Origin of the sequence: Myxococcus vastator (assembly GCF_010894475.1) — a bacterium.
GTDB lineage: Bacteria > Myxococcota > Myxococcia > Myxococcales > Myxococcaceae > Myxococcus > Myxococcus vastator.
Genome location: NZ_JAAIYB010000190.1, coordinates 1 through 14802 on the forward strand (window position 1 = coordinate 1; position 14802 = coordinate 14802).

General features: G+C 71.4%; 11 protein-coding genes. 5 read left to right on the top strand and 6 right to left on the bottom strand.

All coding sequences use genetic code 11. The annotated features are described in order from the left end of the window. Positions 1-119: 119 nt before the first annotated feature. Complete coding sequence (locus G4D87_RS19645; RefSeq protein WP_240358423.1) at positions 120-659, top strand: VOC family protein; 540 nt, start codon at positions 120-122, stop codon at positions 657-659. 7 nt (positions 660-666) lie between these two features. Here the strand turns inward: G4D87_RS19645 and tpx are convergent, their stop codons facing one another. The 6 genes from tpx to G4D87_RS19675 all read right to left on the bottom strand — a co-directional run bounded on the left by tpx (position 667) and on the right by G4D87_RS19675 (position 7548). Then, positions 667-1182 (bottom strand): thiol peroxidase, encoded by a 516-nt coding sequence (tpx, locus tag G4D87_RS19650; RefSeq protein WP_163783596.1) that lies wholly within the window; start codon positions 1180-1182, stop codon positions 667-669. A gap of 32 nt (positions 1183-1214) precedes the next feature. Next, the gene (locus tag G4D87_RS19655; RefSeq protein WP_163783597.1) at positions 1215-2147 is read right to left on the bottom strand and encodes an ROK family protein; all 933 of its coding nucleotides are present in this window, start codon (positions 2145-2147) and stop codon (positions 1215-1217) included. 12 nt (positions 2148-2159) lie between these two features. Next, entirely contained in the window at positions 2160-2711 is a 552-nt protein-coding gene (locus G4D87_RS19660) for an NADPH-dependent FMN reductase (protein ID WP_163783598.1), read from the bottom strand. 1 nt (position 2712) lies between these two features. Continuing rightward, complete coding sequence (locus tag G4D87_RS19665) at positions 2713-4083, bottom strand: phosphomannomutase/phosphoglucomutase (protein WP_163783599.1); 1371 nt, start codon at positions 4081-4083, stop codon at positions 2713-2715. Positions 4084-4222: 139 nt separating this feature from the next. Beyond that, the gene (locus tag G4D87_RS19670) at positions 4223-6283 is read right to left on the bottom strand and encodes a serine/threonine-protein kinase (protein ID WP_163783600.1); all 2061 of its coding nucleotides are present in this window, start codon (positions 6281-6283) and stop codon (positions 4223-4225) included. Positions 6284-6483: 200 nt separating this feature from the next. After that, positions 6484-7548 (bottom strand): mannose-1-phosphate guanylyltransferase, encoded by a 1065-nt coding sequence (locus tag G4D87_RS19675; protein WP_163783605.1) that lies wholly within the window; start codon positions 7546-7548, stop codon positions 6484-6486. A 13-nt stretch (positions 7549-7561) separates the two neighbouring features. On the opposite strand from G4D87_RS19675, the gene G4D87_RS19680 reads away from it, so the two are divergent. From G4D87_RS19680 to G4D87_RS19695, 4 genes are all read left to right on the top strand, one after another. Continuing rightward, on the top strand, positions 7562-10435 hold the full coding sequence (locus G4D87_RS19680) for a GDSL-type esterase/lipase family protein (protein ID WP_163783601.1): 2874 nt from the start codon (positions 7562-7564) through the stop codon (positions 10433-10435). Position 10436: 1 nt separating this feature from the next. Then, positions 10437-11852 (top strand): MBOAT family O-acyltransferase, encoded by a 1416-nt coding sequence (locus G4D87_RS19685; RefSeq protein WP_163783602.1) that lies wholly within the window; start codon positions 10437-10439, stop codon positions 11850-11852. A 291-nt stretch (positions 11853-12143) separates the two neighbouring features. After that, positions 12144-13511 carry a DUF2254 domain-containing protein gene (locus tag G4D87_RS19690; protein WP_240358424.1) on the top strand — a complete coding sequence of 456 codons (1368 nt, stop codon included), beginning with the start codon at positions 12144-12146 and terminating at the stop codon, positions 13509-13511. A gap of 263 nt (positions 13512-13774) precedes the next feature. Beyond that, on the top strand, positions 13775-14802 hold a 1028-nt coding region (locus tag G4D87_RS19695), incomplete at its 3' end, for a SulP family inorganic anion transporter (protein ID WP_205507646.1).

Genomic DNA, 14802 nt, shown 5'->3' on the forward strand with positions numbered 1-14802 from the left:
CATGAATGAACACCCACCCACCCCGAGGGGCACCACACATTGACGGAACACGCCACGTGACCGCACCGTGGAGGAGCCCAGCAGTCTGGCGTTCCATCTCGTTCAGGAGCGTGCGCGCCATGCCTTCGGCCTCTCCCGGAGTACGCGGCATCGACCATGTCGGCATCACCGTGCCGGACCTCAATGTGGCGACGGCCTTCTTCATCGAAGCCCTTGGCGCCGAGGTCCTCCACGACAGCCTGGAGAGAGGACAGCCGCCCCAGGAGGGCGCGGACCTGCAGCGGCGCCTGCGCTTCATTCCAGGCTCCAGCATCCGCGCGATGCGGCTGCTCCGGCTGGGCAACGGCCCCAGCCTCGAGCTGTTCGAATACACAGCCCCCGAGCAGCGCCCACCCGCGCGCCCCAACGATTTGGGCATCCAGCACCTGGCCGTCTACGTGGATGACATGGACGCGGCGCTCGCGCGCTTCCAGGCGGCGGGGGGCGAGGTCTTCTCCAGCCCCCACGAACTACCAGCCCTGGAGAAAGGCCCCGGCAACGCCTTCTGCTACGCCCGGACCCCCTGGGGCACCCTCATCGAGTTCATCACCTACCCGTCGCCCCAGCCCTACGAGCAGCAGACCGCGCTGCGGCGCTGGAAGCCACCGGAGCGCGGCTGAACTGCAATCACAGCGCTTCGCGGACCGCCTTCATCGCGCCGTCGTAGTCCGGCTCGTGCGTCATCTCCCGGACAATCTCCCGGAACACGACCTTGCCCGCACGGTCCACCACGAAGGTGCTGCGCGCGAGCAGCCCCAACTCCTTCATGTACACGCCGTACTTCTCACCGAACTCGCGGTCCTTGTAGTCCGACAGCGTGGTGACGTTCTGGATGCCCTCGGCGCCGATGAAGCGCCCCAGCGCGAAGGGCAAATCCAGCGTGACGAACCACACCTTCACGTCCGGCCCCAGCGCTGTGGCTTCCTTGTTGAACGCGCGAAGCTGCGCCGCGCACACCCGCGTGTCCACGCTGGGCGCCACGCTCACCACCACCACGCTGCCCTTCACGTCGGACAGCCGCACGGCGTCGTTGAGCCCCTTGAAGACGGTGAAGTCCGGAGCCGCGTCCCCCACCTTCACCTCGTCCCCCACCAACGTCACCGGCTGACCCTTGAACGTGACGATGCCCTTGTGCTCGGCCATGGAATGCCTCCTCCTCCGGAAAGGGGCGCGGACTACTTCACCAGCAACGCCGCGCCAATCAGACCGCTGTCGTCTCCCAGCTCCGCGTCCGCGATGAGCAGGCCCTCGCGCGACGTGGTGGAGGACCAGGCGCGCACGCCCTCCTCCACGCGGCGCCGCAGCCCCGGGCAGTGCGTCAGCACGCCGCCGCCCAGCACCAGTCGCGCCGGGTTGAGCATCGTCACCTGGTTGGCCACGGCCAACGCGAGGAACTGCGCCGCCCGCTCATAGACTTCAACGGCCGCCACGTCGCCCGCCTCCGCCGCCTTCTCCAGCGTCACCGGCGTGATGCGCGCCGGGTCGCCGCCCGTCAGCCGCGCCACCTCCGGCGAACCCCCGCTGGCGAGCAGCTCCCGCGTCTGCGCGATGAGGTTGTGACCACCGACGTAGGCCTCCAGGCACCCCAGCTCCCCGCAGCCGCAGCGGCGTCCGCCGGGGACCACCTTGATGTGGCCCAGCTCGCCCGCCACGCCGCCGCCGCCGTCCACGAGCCGTCCGCCCGCGATGATGGCGCTCCCCACGCCCGAGCCCACGAACACCACCAGCATGTCCTGCGAGCCCCGGCCCGCGCCGGCGTTGAATTCACCCCAGGCCGCCGCGGACAGGTCGTTCACCACGCGCACTGGCTGGCCCAGCCGGGCCGTGAGCAGCGCGCCCAGCGGCACGTTGCGCCAGCCCAGGTTGGGAGCCACCGACAGCACGCCCGAGTCCTTGTGAATCTGCCCGGCGGCCGCCACGCCGCACGCGCCCAGGGGCACGCCGGCGACCCTCACCGCGTCAGAGACAGCCTGGGCAATGGTCTCCACGACCCCCGAGGGGCTGCGCTCCACCAGGGCCACCTTCGAGGCGGCGATGAGCCGGCCCACCTCGTCCACCACGGCGGCGCGGGCAAAGGTTCCCCCCAGGTCGATTCCGAGCGTTGGCATGGGCGCGTCCTCTCAGGGCTTCAGCTTGGAAACCAACGCGGCCGCCAGGCCTTCCACTTCCTTCTGGCGCGCCTCGTCCTTGAGCTTCCCGTCCGGAGTGAAGGCATCCGACACGCGGGCCAGGTGCACCTGCGTGGGCAGCACGTGCGCCCCCACGGAGGCCATCACCTGCCGCAGGTGCGGCTGCATGCGCGCGGTGCCGAAGACGCCGGGGGTGGCGCCCATCATCGCCACCCACTTCTCCTGGAAGAGCCTGCCGGGCGGGCGGGACACCCAGTCGATGGCGTTCTTCAGACCGCCTGGAATGGAGGAGTTGTACTCCGGGCTGGCGATGAGCAGGCCCTGGGCCTTGCCCAGCCGCTCCCGCAGCGCCTCCACGGGAGCGGGCAAGGCCTTGGCCTCCACGTCGCCGTCGTAGACGGGCAGCTCCAGCGTCTTCAGGTCCACCACGTCCACCTCCGCGCCCAGCGCGCGGGCGTGGGCGACGGCGATGTCCAGGAGCTTGCTGTTGAAGCTCCCGGTCCGGAGGCTGCCACTGATGGCGAGGATGCGCGGCGTCGTCATGTCAGCCCCCGACCTCGACCTTGACCTTCGCCACGGTGCCCTCGATGAGGGCCTGGATTTCCTTGAGGCGCTCGGGCGTGTTGGCCTCGAAGCGCAGCACCAGGATGGGCTGCGTGTTGGAGGCGCGGATGAGGCCCCAGCCGTCGGGGAACGTCACACGCACGCCGTCCACGTCGATGATGTCGTGGCCCGCGGCGCGCAGCGTCTCCGTGGCGCGCTTCACCATCTCGAACTTCTTCTCCTCCTTCGTGTCGAAGCGCAGCTCCGGGCTGGCGTACGTCTTCGGCACGTCGGACAGGAGCTCCGACAGAGTCGCCTTCTCGTGCGTGAGAATCTCCAGCAGGCGCGCGGTGGAGTAGATGGCGTCGTCGAAGCCGAAGTAGCGGTTCTTGAAGAAGATGTGGCCGCTCATCTCCCCGGCCAGCTCCGCCTGCGTCTCCTTCATCTTCGACTTGATGAGCGAGTGCCCGGCCTTCCACATGACGGGCTTGCCGCCGCGCTTCGCGATGTCGTCGTACAGCGTGTAGCTGCACTTCACCTCGCCGACGATGGCCGCGCCCGGGCTCTCCTTCAGCACGTAGCGGCTGAAGAGCACCATGATTTGGTCGCCCCAGAGGATGTTGCCCTGGTCGTCGATGACGCCGATGCGGTCGCTGTCGCCGTCGTAGGCGATGCCCACCTCGGCCTTCTCGCGCTTCACCGCCGCGATGAGGTCCTCCAGGTTCTCCACCACCGTCGGGTCCGGGTGGTGGTTGGGGAACGTCGCGTCCATCTCACAGAACAGGGGCACCACGTCGAAGCCCATGCTCTCGAACAGCGGCACCGCGATGGCGCCGCCCGTGCCGTTGCCGGCGTCGATGACGATGCGCATCCCCTTGCGGCCCACCTTCACCGTCTGGCGGACGAAGTGGTTGTACGGGGTGATGATGTCGTACGGCGTCACCGTGCCCGGCTTGGGCGACACCTCGAAGTCCCGCGCCTCGATGAGCTTGCGCAGGGCCTGAATCTCGTGGCTGTGGAAGGTCGTCTTCCCCGCGCCAATCTTGAAGCCGTTGTACTCGGGCGGGTTGTGGCTGCCGGTAATCATCGCCAGGCCGTCCACCGGCAGGGTGTTGGCGGCGAAGTACGTCAGCGGCGTGGGGACCACGCCCACGTCGAACACGTTGAGGCCCGTGGAGGTGAGGCCCGCGCAGAGCGAATCCCGGAAGCGGGTGGAGGACTCGCGGCAGTCGCGGCCCACCGCGATGGAGCGCCCGCCCTGGCGACGGATGATGGTGCCCAGGCCCTTGCCCAGCAGCTCCACCACCTCGGTGGTGAGGTCCTTATCGACCAGGCCTCGGATATCGTATTCGCGGAAGATGTGCGCGTTCATGAAGGTGTCCCCGCCCCCGTGATGACGGAGGGCATGGCAGAGGGCGGCGGACTCTACACGAGCGCGGGCCAGGGGGGCACCCGGCCAGAGGGCGCCCCTGGCCCGTTGGAGGGCCAAGGGGCATCAAAGGGCTCCCGCGCTACGGAAGCAGGGCTTGAGGAGCCAGGCCCCCCTCGTGAAGCACGGGGGGCATGGAGGGCGTCAGCCCCTGCGCCCGCTGGCGAAGCTCCTGGTAGTGCCGCAGCCACGACACGTTGAGCGGGTCCAACGCCAGCGCGTTCGCATACCGGGAGAGCGCGGCGCGCAGGGCCCGCTGTGCCTCCAGCGCGTGCCCCTGGGTGAAGAGCACCCGGGCCCGGCCCTCCGCGCCCGGCCGGGCCGACAGGAAGGCGTGACGCAGGGGCTCCACCTCCTCGTCCGGCAGCCCTGCTTCCACGCAGCGGGCCAGCCCGGGCAGGTTGCCTCGGACGGCGTCGAAGCCGGCGCGGCTCAGCGGCTCGCCCAGGGTGCACCGGGCGGACTCCACCCGGCCCCGCAGGGCCTCCAGCGCGCGGCGCTGCCCGGACGGCAGCGGACGGGCGCGGAAGCCGTCCAGCCGGCGCAGGGCGGCGCTGGCCCGGCGGCGAATCTCCTCGAAGTCCGCGTCGGGCCGCGCGCCCAGCAGGGCATACGGGTCCTTCGCGGCCTCCGCGGCCCGGGCGAGCAGCCGCGCCAGCTCTCCATCCGGACGCGGCTGTGGCCGGCGGCCCTCCTCCAGCATCCACGCCACCCACTGGCGCAGCGCCGCCGAGGGCTCGTCGAAGTGGAGGAACGCGCCCGCGGCCACGCCCCAGGTCCGGGCCTCGTCCCCCGTGACATGGCGGACGACGTCGCCCTCGCACGTCAGGGTGCGCCCCGCGAAGGACAGCTCCACGCCCAGGCGCGCGGCCAGCGGCGGCAGCGCGCCGTCCCACGCCGCGAAGAAGCCATCCACGGACATGTCGCTGGCCACCACCCGCGTCCAGCCCTCCGCCAGCTTCACGCGGACCTCCAATCCCACCGGCGCGGCGACGCGCGGGGCTGGCGCCTCCAGCACCGGCTCCGCATGGGCCGCCGCCCGCAGCGCCAGGTGCAGCGGCGTGGCGCCGTCCTCCGGAATCGCCTGGCCGAAGATGGTGACGTTGCCTTCCGGCACGCGCATCTCCGGCAGCAGCAGGATGGGCGCCTGGGACGCGGCGTCCTCGTCCATGTCGAACGCGAGGTCGATGTCCACCAGCAGCTCCACGTCATCGACCAGCGCCGCCTCGCGCTCCGCCGCGAGGGCACGCGGATCCATGCAACGCGCCAGCGCCTCGCGGAACGCGCGGGCATCCGGGAACCGCTCGGCCGGCCGCGGCGCCAGGGCCCGCAGCAGCACCGAGGACAGCGCGGGCGGCACGCACGGGTTGAGGACATGCGGCTCCGGCGGCGCCAGCTCCCCCGCGCGGCCGACGCCGAAGGGCAGCCGCCCGGTGAGCAGCAGGTAGCCCACCACGCCCAGCGCGTACACGTCCGCGCGGCCATCCACGGCCTCACCGGACCACTGCTCGGGCGCGATGAAGGCCGGCGAGCCCACCACCATGCCGCGCGCCCGCTCCTCGGGAGACAGGCTCGAGCTGAGGATGGCGCTGGCGCCGAAGTCGAGCACCTTCACCCGGCGCTCCCCCCGCGCATCCCGCGTGAGGACGAGGTTGTCCGCGGACAAATCCCAGTGCATGCGCCCGCGCGCGTGCGCGGCCTCCACGGCCTCCAGCGTCTGCCCCAGCAGCTCCACCGCCTCCACCGGCGCCAGCGGCATGGGGAGCCGGGAGAAGGACTCACCGTCGGCGTACTCCATCAGCAGGCACGGGAGGCCGCCGGGGCCCGGGCGCGCGTCCAGCACGCGGGCCACGTGCGGGTGGACCAGCTCGCGCAGCGCCTGCGCCTCCGCGTAGAAGCGGCGCTGCATGGCCGGCCGCGCCGCCAGGTGCGGGTGCAGCACCTTCACCGCGAAGCGGTGCCCCGTGGGGAGATACTCCGCCAGGTACACCGTGCCCAGCGCCCCCGCCCCCAACCAGCGGCGGAAGACGAGCGGCCCGTGCCGCTGTCCCTCCAGGCAGCTCGCCGACACTGCGACGCCGTCATGCACCGCCGCGCAAGACGCCTCGGCCGGATGGTCCACGTCACACCGCATGCAGGCCATACCCCACCACCCTCTGTCGCCCCGGAGCGGGGCAGGCGGTGGGGGCCTTGCAACCGGCGTGCAGAGGACCCTTGTCCACTCATCGACAGAGCAAGCCCCCAAGAGAGCGAGGTCACCGGTGAATCAGGGGCCCGCCGCCGGTACTTCTTCCAGGGTGGGAACCGGGCGTTTCTCCAGCGCACCTGGCCCCACCTGGACGCCTACAGGTACTTCGTCAGCTTGCGAGCCTTGAGCGCCTCCACCACCTTGCGCACCTCCTGGCTCTTGTCCTTCGGCACCACGAGCACCGCGTCGCCGGAGTCCACCACCACCATGTCGGTGAGGCCCACCACGGACAGCGGACGCTTGTCGGCCAGCACCACGCAGTTGTGGCAGTCCACCACCACGGCCAGGTTGCCGGACACCACGTTGCCGTTCGCGTCTGCGGGGCGCACCTCGGGAATCGCCGCGAACGAGCCGACATCCGACCAGCCGAAGTCCCCCGGCAGCACCGCGATGTTGGAGGCCTTCTCCATGACGCCGTAGTCGATGGAGAGGGAGGGCAGCTTGGGGAACACCTTCTTCAGCACCGCACCGAAGGTCCGCTTGCCCGCGGCCTTGCGCAGGGCGTCCAGGCCCTTCTGCATCTCCGGCATGTGCTTCGCGAAGGCCTCCAGGATGACGTCCACGCGGAAGACGAAGATGCCGCCGTTCCACAGGTAGTCACCGGAGGACACGTAGCCGCGCGCCGTCTCCAGGTCGGGCTTCTCCTTGAAGGCCCGCACCTTGCGGCCACCGCCCTCCAGCGCCGCGCCGACCTGGATGTAGCCGTAGCCCGTCTCCGGGCGCGAGGGCTTGATGCCCAGCGTGACGATGTGCCCCGCCTCCGCCAGGTCCGCCGCGTCCGCGAGCGTGCGCTTGAAGCCGGGCACGTCCGCCACGTGGTGGTCGGAGGGCAGCACCACCATGATGCCCTGGGGGTCGCGCGCGGCCACCTGCACCGCGGCCAGGGCGATGGCGGGCGCGGTGTTGCGCGCCACCGGCTCCACCAGCAGGTTCGCCCTGGGCAGCCCCTTCACCAGCTTCGCCGCGGCCTTCGCGTGCAGGGGGCCACAGACGATGAAGGTGTCCTTCACCGAGGCGAGCCCCTTGAGGCGCGCGGACGTGTCGGTGATGAGCGGCAGCTTGGAAGCCAGCGGCAGGAACTGCTTGGGCCGCGCCTGACGGGACAGCGGCCAGAAGCGGGTGCCGGAGCCACCGGCCATGATGACGGGGTAGAGGGCCATTGCGGGTGTTGCCATGGCGGCGCACCATACCGTTTCGGCCTTGCCGGGAAAGAGGGACTCGCCTGCCCGCCCTCCAGACGGCGAGGCCACGAAGGGTGGTGAGAGTTTTGACCCGCCACCCAAAAGCCAGTCTCATGCCGCGCTGTTGGACTTCCTCAAGGCCAGATCCACCGGGCTGACGCTCATCCTCACCGTCGCGTTGGCGCTGGGGCTGTCGCTTGCCCCGGTCCCAGACGCCCTCCGGCCCCTCCCGAGTCTCCAGCGGGGACCCCTGCCCGAGAAGCTGGTGGCGCTCGTCCTGCCGACCTCGCTGTCGGGCGGGCGCGCCGCGCGTCCGCCCGGAGAAGTGATGACAGCGGGGGCGGGCGCGGCCAAACGCCCACCGGCGGAGACGGAAGAGGTGGAGGACGAGGTCGACGCCGGCGCCCTGGTGGCGGAGCCGCTGCCCACGGTGCCCACGGCGCCGGGCATCGGCCTGGAGGAGCTGAGCGCCCCCACCCTGGCGCGCGCGAAGGACCTGGAGGCCCTGCGCGAGCGGATGGGCGCCCAGCACGTGGACATCGAGCTCAACTGCCGCAAGGCGGGGCCGGACGGGAGTTGCCTGGAGGACGGGCTGGCGCCCTACACCCGGGCCCTGGCCGAGCTGCGCGAGGACACCCGGCGCACACCGGTGCGCGTGGTGCACCTGGGCGACTCGCTGGTGGCCTCCGACCACATCACCGACCTGGTGCGCGACCGGCTCCAGGAGCGCTTCGGCGCGGGCGGCAAGGGCTTCCTCTTCATCACCCGCCCCGCCAGCGCGGGCCGCTGGACGCGCTCCGGCCGGGGCTCGGACGGCTGGGAAATCGAGCGGCTGGTGGACTCCAAGTGGCCCCGCGACCGGGTGGGCTGGACGGGCGTGGCCTTCAGCACGGAGAAGGGCTCCCAGAGCACGCGTTATGACGTGACGGGCTCGCGCGTGGCGGAGCTCTTCTTCCTGGCGCAGCCCGCCAGCGGCTCCGTGCAGTTCTCCGTGGACGGCAAGCCGCTGCAGCGCATCCACACACGAGGCTTCTCCAAGAGCAAGTCGGAGGCGGCCTTCGCCCGCGTGACGCTGCCGCGGGGCGCGAAGTCGCTGACGCTCACCACGTCCGGCAAGGTGGAGCTGCACGGCATGGCGCTGGAGACGGGCACGCCGGGCGTCGTCTACGACACGGTGGGCCTGCTGGGCGGCATGGCGGAGGTGTACCTGCGCGCCCAGCCCGCCGCCTTCCGCGCGCAGCTGCGGCAGCGCAAGCCGTCCCTGGTGGTGATGATGGTGGGCGGCAACGAGGCCTTCTTCTACTCGCGAGGCCGCACCACGCTGGACGAGGTGCGCGCGCAGATAAAGGCGTTGATGTCCCGCGTGCGCGCCAACGTGCCGAACGCCGCGTGCCTGTTGATGGCGCCCATCGACGCGGGCGTGCGCACCATGAGCGGCGAGGTGGTGTCGCGCCGGGGCACCCGGGAGATTGGCGGCATCTACCGCGAGGAGGCCCGCGCGGCCGGCTGCGCGTTCTGGGACGCCTACGCCGCCATGGGCGGCGAGGGCTCCGCGATGCGCTGGCTCGAGGAAGGGCTGATGCTGGACGACCTCGTCCACCCGCGCGCCCGAGGCTCCGACCTGCTGGGCCACCTCTTCGACCTGTCGCTCCAGCGCACGTTCGCGAAGAGCCGGGCGCCGCTGGTGGCCGTGGCGGACCCGACCGGCCTGCAGAACGCGGACACCGCGCTGACGCGCACGTTCGACAAGCTGAAGCGCCGCGAGTCCGGCGAGTCCCTCCGCGTGGGCGTCGCGCAGTTGGGCGGCACGCACACCGCATCGCATGAGTTCACGGACGCGGTGCGCGAGGTGCTGACGAAGCGCTTCGGCGACGCGGGCCGGGGCTTCATCGCCGCCGGAAAGGCCTCTCCCCGGCTGGAGCCCGCGGGCGTGACGCGCGCGCTGGAAGGGGAGTGGACGCTCGAGGACGCCAAGGACGCGCCCCCCGGAGGCCTGTGGGGCCTGACGGGCATCCGCGCCGTGGGCGGTCCGGGCGCGAAGCTGCGCATCCAGTTCTGCAAGGACTGCCCGGAGGCGAAGGAGACCTCGGGCCGGTTGGATTTGTACGCGCTGGACGCCCCGGACGTGCGCGCGCCGGACATCGCGGTGGACGGCGAGCTGCTGCCACCGGACGCGCCCTTGCCGGAGCCGTTGACCCAGCCCACCGTGCGCATCCGCTCCTTCCCCGTCACGGGGGCCTCGCACACCGTGGAGGTGACGGCGCCGAAGGACGGCCCTGTCACGGTGCTGGGGGCGTCCCTGGAGTACGACACGCCGGGCGTCGTGTACGACGCGCTGGGCCTTCCCGGTGCCACGGCGTCGACCCTGGGGGCCATGGACGCGGCGGCGGTGGACGCGCAGTTGGCGTCGCGGCGGCCGGACCTGCTCGTGTTCTGGTACGGCACCGACGAGGCGAACCAGCCGGGCCTGGATGCCTCGGCGCTGCGCCGGGACTACACCGCGATGCTGACGCGGCTGCGCAAGGCCACCAACGCGGAGTGCCTGGTGATGGGCCCCACGGACCGGCTGGCGCGGGACGCCAACGGCCGGTGGAGCGAGACGCCCTCGCTGGCGTCGGTGCTGAACACGCTGCCGCAGGTGGCGAAGGACGCGGGGTGCGCGTACTGGTCCACGCGCGCGGCCATGGGTGGAGAGCGCTCCATGCTGCGCTGGCAGCGCGCGCAGCCCGCGCTGGGCCACGCGGATGGCGTCCAACTGACTCCGGAAGGCTACGCGCGGCTGGCGGGGGCCTTCTCCCGGGAGCTGCTCACGGCGTACGAGGCCCACAAGAAGGCGGGCCCCACCTCGCGCGTGGAGGACAACTGACGTGCTGTCGCACAGCGTCCAGTACCTCGTCTTCGTCATCGCGGTGTTCGCCCTGTACTGGGCGGTCCACCGGCACTACGGGCCGCGCCTCGGCGTGCTGCTGGTGGCCAGCCTCTTCTTCTACGCGGCCTTCACGCCCTTCCCCATCCTCATCTTCCTGGTGGGCGTCACGGTGGACCACCTGTGCGTGAAGGGCATGGCCCGCGCGCAGTCCCAGGGGGTCCGCAAGGCGCTCGTCACGGTGTCCGTCGTCTCCAACCTGAGCCTGCTCGCGGGCTTCAAGTACCTGGAGATGCTGCGGCAGACCTTGCTGTCGCTGCTGGCGCCGTGGGGCATCGAGGTCCGCGCCGAGCCCTTCAACCTGCTGATGCCGGTGGGCCTCTCCTTCTTCGTCTTCCAGGCCATCAGCTACACGGTGGACGTGTACCGGGGGAAGGCGAGCGCGGAGCACTCGTTCCTGGAGCACCTGCTGTACCTGCTCTTCTTCCCGCGCGTGGTGAGCGGCCCCATCGTCCGGGCGTCGGAGCTGATGGCGCACTTCCGCCAGACGCCGGGCCTCACGCCCGAGGCCGGTGGCCACGCCCTGTTCCGCATCGCGGTGGGCCTGGTGAAGAAGCTGGTCATCGCGGACGTGCTGGGCGCGGGGCTGGTGGACCCCGTCTTCGCCGCGCCGGAGAAGTACGCCTCCGCGGAGTGCATCGTCGCGGCGGTGGCCTACACCTTCGAGCTCTACTACGACTTCTCGGGGTACTCGGACATCGCCATTGGCGTGGCGGCGCTGTTCGGCTTCCAGTTCCCGGAGAACTTCAACCGGCCGTACCTGGCGAAGAACATCGGCGAGTTCTGGAACCGGTGGCACCTGAGCCTGTCCACCTGGCTGCGGGACTACCTGTACCGGCCGCTGGGCGGCAACCGCGTGTCGAAGCCGCGGGTGCTGTTCAACCTGATGACGGTGATGGTGCTGGGCGGCCTGTGGCACGGCGCGGACTGGCGCTTCGCCGTCTGGGGCGCGGTGCACGGCGTGGCGCTGTGCGTGTCGCGCTGCTGGGAGTGGTCGGTGGGCAAGCCCGAGTCCCCGGGCGTCCCCCGCGTGGCGCTGGGCATGCTGACGACGTTCACCATCGTCGTGCTGACGCGCGTGGTGTTCCGGGCGGCTGACATGACGCACGCGGGTGAGTTCTACGAGCGGATGATGGCGGGAGTGCCCGGCATCGCCAACGTGAGCCCGCTGGTGTGGGCCATGCTGGCGGCGGCCGTGTTCTTCCACGCCGTGCCGATGAAGCTCTACACGGTGTCGTCGGACCTCTTCGTCCGCATGCCCGTGCCGGTGCGCGCCGCGGTGCTGGTGGTGCTCGGCCTGGGCATCCGCCACCTGTCCGCGGTGGAGACGCGCCCGTACGTGTACCTGCAGTTCTAGGCGGGGATGCGGGCCGCCGGGCCCTTGCCGCCGGGGCTGGCGCCACACGCGGCGCGGGAACCCCCGAGGCGGAGCGCTCCGCCCGCGGGTCCCCGCCCCGTTCATGCGTCTTGCCGCCAGGCTTGCGCGTTCCCAGTCTCTGGTGGGTGGGCTCGTCGCTGGAAGCCAGGAAGGGCCCCCAGGGGCACGCCTGGTCGCCGGGGCCGGTCGGCTTGAGCGCGCTGGCGCAGGGCCAGTGCCGTCACGGAGGGACTGCGCATGGCGGGCATCCGGGCACTGTCCCGCACGGTCATGGGACGTGGTGCCCCCAGGCACGGTCCACCCCGAAATACCCAGCCACTCCGTTGGTGGCTGCGGCGCCGGTTGTGGCTCACGCCCGTGGTGGGGGCGGCGGTCGGGGCAGGCCTGGGCGTAATGTTCGTAGACCCGCCCGCGTTCGTGGCAAGAGTCCTCCGCGGTGTCGCATGGCAGGCCACCGCCCCGGAGGCGCGAGACATGCTCTCCACCGCGCTGGGCATCGCGTTGACGTCGCTGAGCATCGTCCTGTCCCTCTCCATGCTCGTGGTGCAGAACGCCGCCGGTCAGTTTTCGCCACGGCTGCTGCGCCATTTCCTGCACGGAGCGGGCATCCGCGTGGTGATTCCGGTGTTCGTCGCCACGAGCGTCTTCTGCCTCGTGGCCACGCACGAGTTCGGGCTTGTCTCAGAACCGGGGCGCGCGCCGCGTCCGGCGCTCAGTCTGGCCTTGTTGCTGCTCGTGGCGTGCGAGGGCGCGCTCATCTTCCAGGTGCTCCATACGCTTCAGACCATGCGCGTGGAGAACATCGTCCAGCGGGTGCGCGTGGACACGCTGCGTGTCGCGCACAGGATGGAGCGCTTGCGCGCGGGGGACATGAAGGCGCCAGCCGAGGTCCCAGCGCCCACGGGTGAGCTGTGGCCGCTTCGAGCACAGCGGAACGGCTTCGTCGTCTCCGTGGATGCGCGGGCCCTGCTGGAGGTGGCGACGACGAGGCGGCTCGTCGTCCATTTGGAGCGAGCCATCGGCGAGCCGGTGATTCAAGGCGGCGAAGTGGGCTGGTTCGCGGCGGATGACCGCCCCTCCCCCGCTTCGCGCGAGGAGGCCGAGGCCCTCCTGCTCCGGGCCATCCGCACGGACCGCTGGCGGGACGAGGACGTGGACGTCGCGTTGGGCGTGCGCCAGTTGGTGGACGTGGCCGTCAAGGCCCTGTCGCCGGGCATCAACGACCCCTACACCGCGGTGGAGGCGTTGGATCAGCTCACCTTCCTGATGTGCGAACTGAGCCGGCTGCGGCTGGGCCTCCGCGTGGTGCCAGACACGTCTGGGCGCCCGCGCGTCTTCCTTCGTGCTCCGTCGCTGCGCGACTACCTGGACCTGGTCACGGACCAGACGCTCCGCTACGGCGCCACCGAACCCGCTGTCGTGCTCCGGCTGCTGCGGCTGGTGGGCGCCGTGGGCCAGCACACGCGGAAGGAAGAGGCGCACCGGGCGGCGCGTGAGGCGCTGCACCGCATCCTGGCGGCCACGGAGCATCGTCAGAAGGACGCCTCGTGGCTTGCGGGCATCCGCCGTTACGCGGAGTCATTGGAGCGGGCGATGGATGGGAGCCCCTTGCCTCCGCTGCCCGCGATTGGCTTTTGAGGCAGACGATGGCGCCCGGCGTGGCCGAAGGGACAGGAGAATTGGGCGATTCGCCCCAGCCGCAGCACGCCCGCCAGCAGCAAGAGGAGCCCCGCCATCAGCGCATGGCGGCCCGCGAACGAAGCAGGGATGGGGACGACGTCCCCGGCGCGCCATTCGCCCCGGGCAGCCGGCCACTCCAGGCACCGCATGCGCGGGAGCCGTGTGTTGCGAAGCGCGCCCGGCGTTCGCAGCGTGTCACGAGTCGACGGCACGAGAGGGAAATGGTGGTGAGCGACCTGGCGGCGCGGACGTGGCGGGCGGTACGGCGGGGCCCGCCGGGGCTGCGGCAGGCGCGCCGCTACCAGCGCCGTTGGCTTCGGACGGACCTGCTCTCCTCGCTCACCATTGGCGCGATGCTCATCCCCCAGGGGTTGGCGTATGCGCAGCTCGTGGGCGTGCGCCCCGCGGCGGGGCTCTACGCGGGCGTGGTGGGGATGGTGGCCTATGCGCTGTTCGGCCCCTCCAGGCACCTCGTCATCGGCCCGGAGGCCGGCGCCGCCATCCTCACCGCCGCGGCGCTCGCGCCGATGGCCGCGGGGGAGGACGCCGCCCGCTACGCCTCGCTGGCGGCGCTGCTGGCGCTGCTGGTCGGCGCGCTGAGCCTGCTCGGCGGGTTGCTCAAGCTGGGCGCGCTCGCGGACTTCCTGTCCAAGCCCATCCTCATCGGCTACATCAACGGCGCGGCGCTCATCATCATCGGCAGCCAGCTCGCGCGGCTCTTCGGGCTGGAGCGCCAGTCCAACACCTTCTCTGGGCAGGTGTTCGAGGTCGCCGCCAACCTCCACCGGACCCACATCCCCACGCTCCTGCTGGGGCTGGGCATCATCACCGCGCTCGTGCTGCTGCGGCGGCTGCTCCCCAAGGCGCCCGGTCCGCTCATCCTGGTGGCCCTCACCACGGCGGCGGGGGCGCTGTTCCAGTTGGAGCACGGGGGCATCAAGGTCGTGGGCCCGCTCTCCGCGGGGCCCCCCACTCCAGGCCTGCCATCCCTGCGCTTCGCGGACATACGGGCGCTGCTCCCCGCCGCCTTCAGCCTGGCGCTCGTCAACTACGCTGGCTCCGTGCTGACGGGCCGTCTCTACGCCGACAAGTTCCGCTACAAGCTGGACAGCAACCAGGAGTTCCTCGGGCAGGCCGCCGCCAACCTCGCCAATGCGTTCAGCCAGGGGTTCCCCGTGACGGGGAGCGACTCGCGCACGGCCGTCAACGTCACCATGGGGGGGCGGACCCAGTTGGTGGGGGTGCTCGC

Excerpts from the sequence above, each read along its gene's own strand:
- G4D87_RS19645 (WP_240358423.1), top strand. The coding sequence starts at position 120 with ATGCCTTCGGCCTCTCCCGGAGTACGCGGCATCGACCATGTCGGCATC.
- tpx (WP_163783596.1), bottom strand. The coding sequence starts at position 1,182 with ATGGCCGAGCACAAGGGCATCGTCACGTTCAAGGGTCAGCCGGTGACG.
- G4D87_RS19655 (WP_163783597.1), bottom strand. The coding sequence starts at position 2,147 with ATGCCAACGCTCGGAATCGACCTGGGGGGAACCTTTGCCCGCGCCGCC.
- G4D87_RS19660 (WP_163783598.1), bottom strand. The coding sequence starts at position 2,711 with ATGACGACGCCGCGCATCCTCGCCATCAGTGGCAGCCTCCGGACCGGG.
- G4D87_RS19665 (WP_163783599.1), bottom strand. The coding sequence starts at position 4,083 with ATGAACGCGCACATCTTCCGCGAATACGATATCCGAGGCCTGGTCGAT.
- G4D87_RS19670 (WP_163783600.1), bottom strand. The coding sequence starts at position 6,283 with ATGGCCTGCATGCGGTGTGACGTGGACCATCCGGCCGAGGCGTCTTGC.
- G4D87_RS19675 (WP_163783605.1), bottom strand. The coding sequence starts at position 7,548 with ATGGCCCTCTACCCCGTCATCATGGCCGGTGGCTCCGGCACCCGCTTC.
- G4D87_RS19680 (WP_163783601.1), top strand. The coding sequence starts at position 7,562 with ATGGCGGCGCACCATACCGTTTCGGCCTTGCCGGGAAAGAGGGACTCG.
- G4D87_RS19690 (WP_240358424.1), top strand. The coding sequence starts at position 12,144 with ATGGGACGTGGTGCCCCCAGGCACGGTCCACCCCGAAATACCCAGCCA.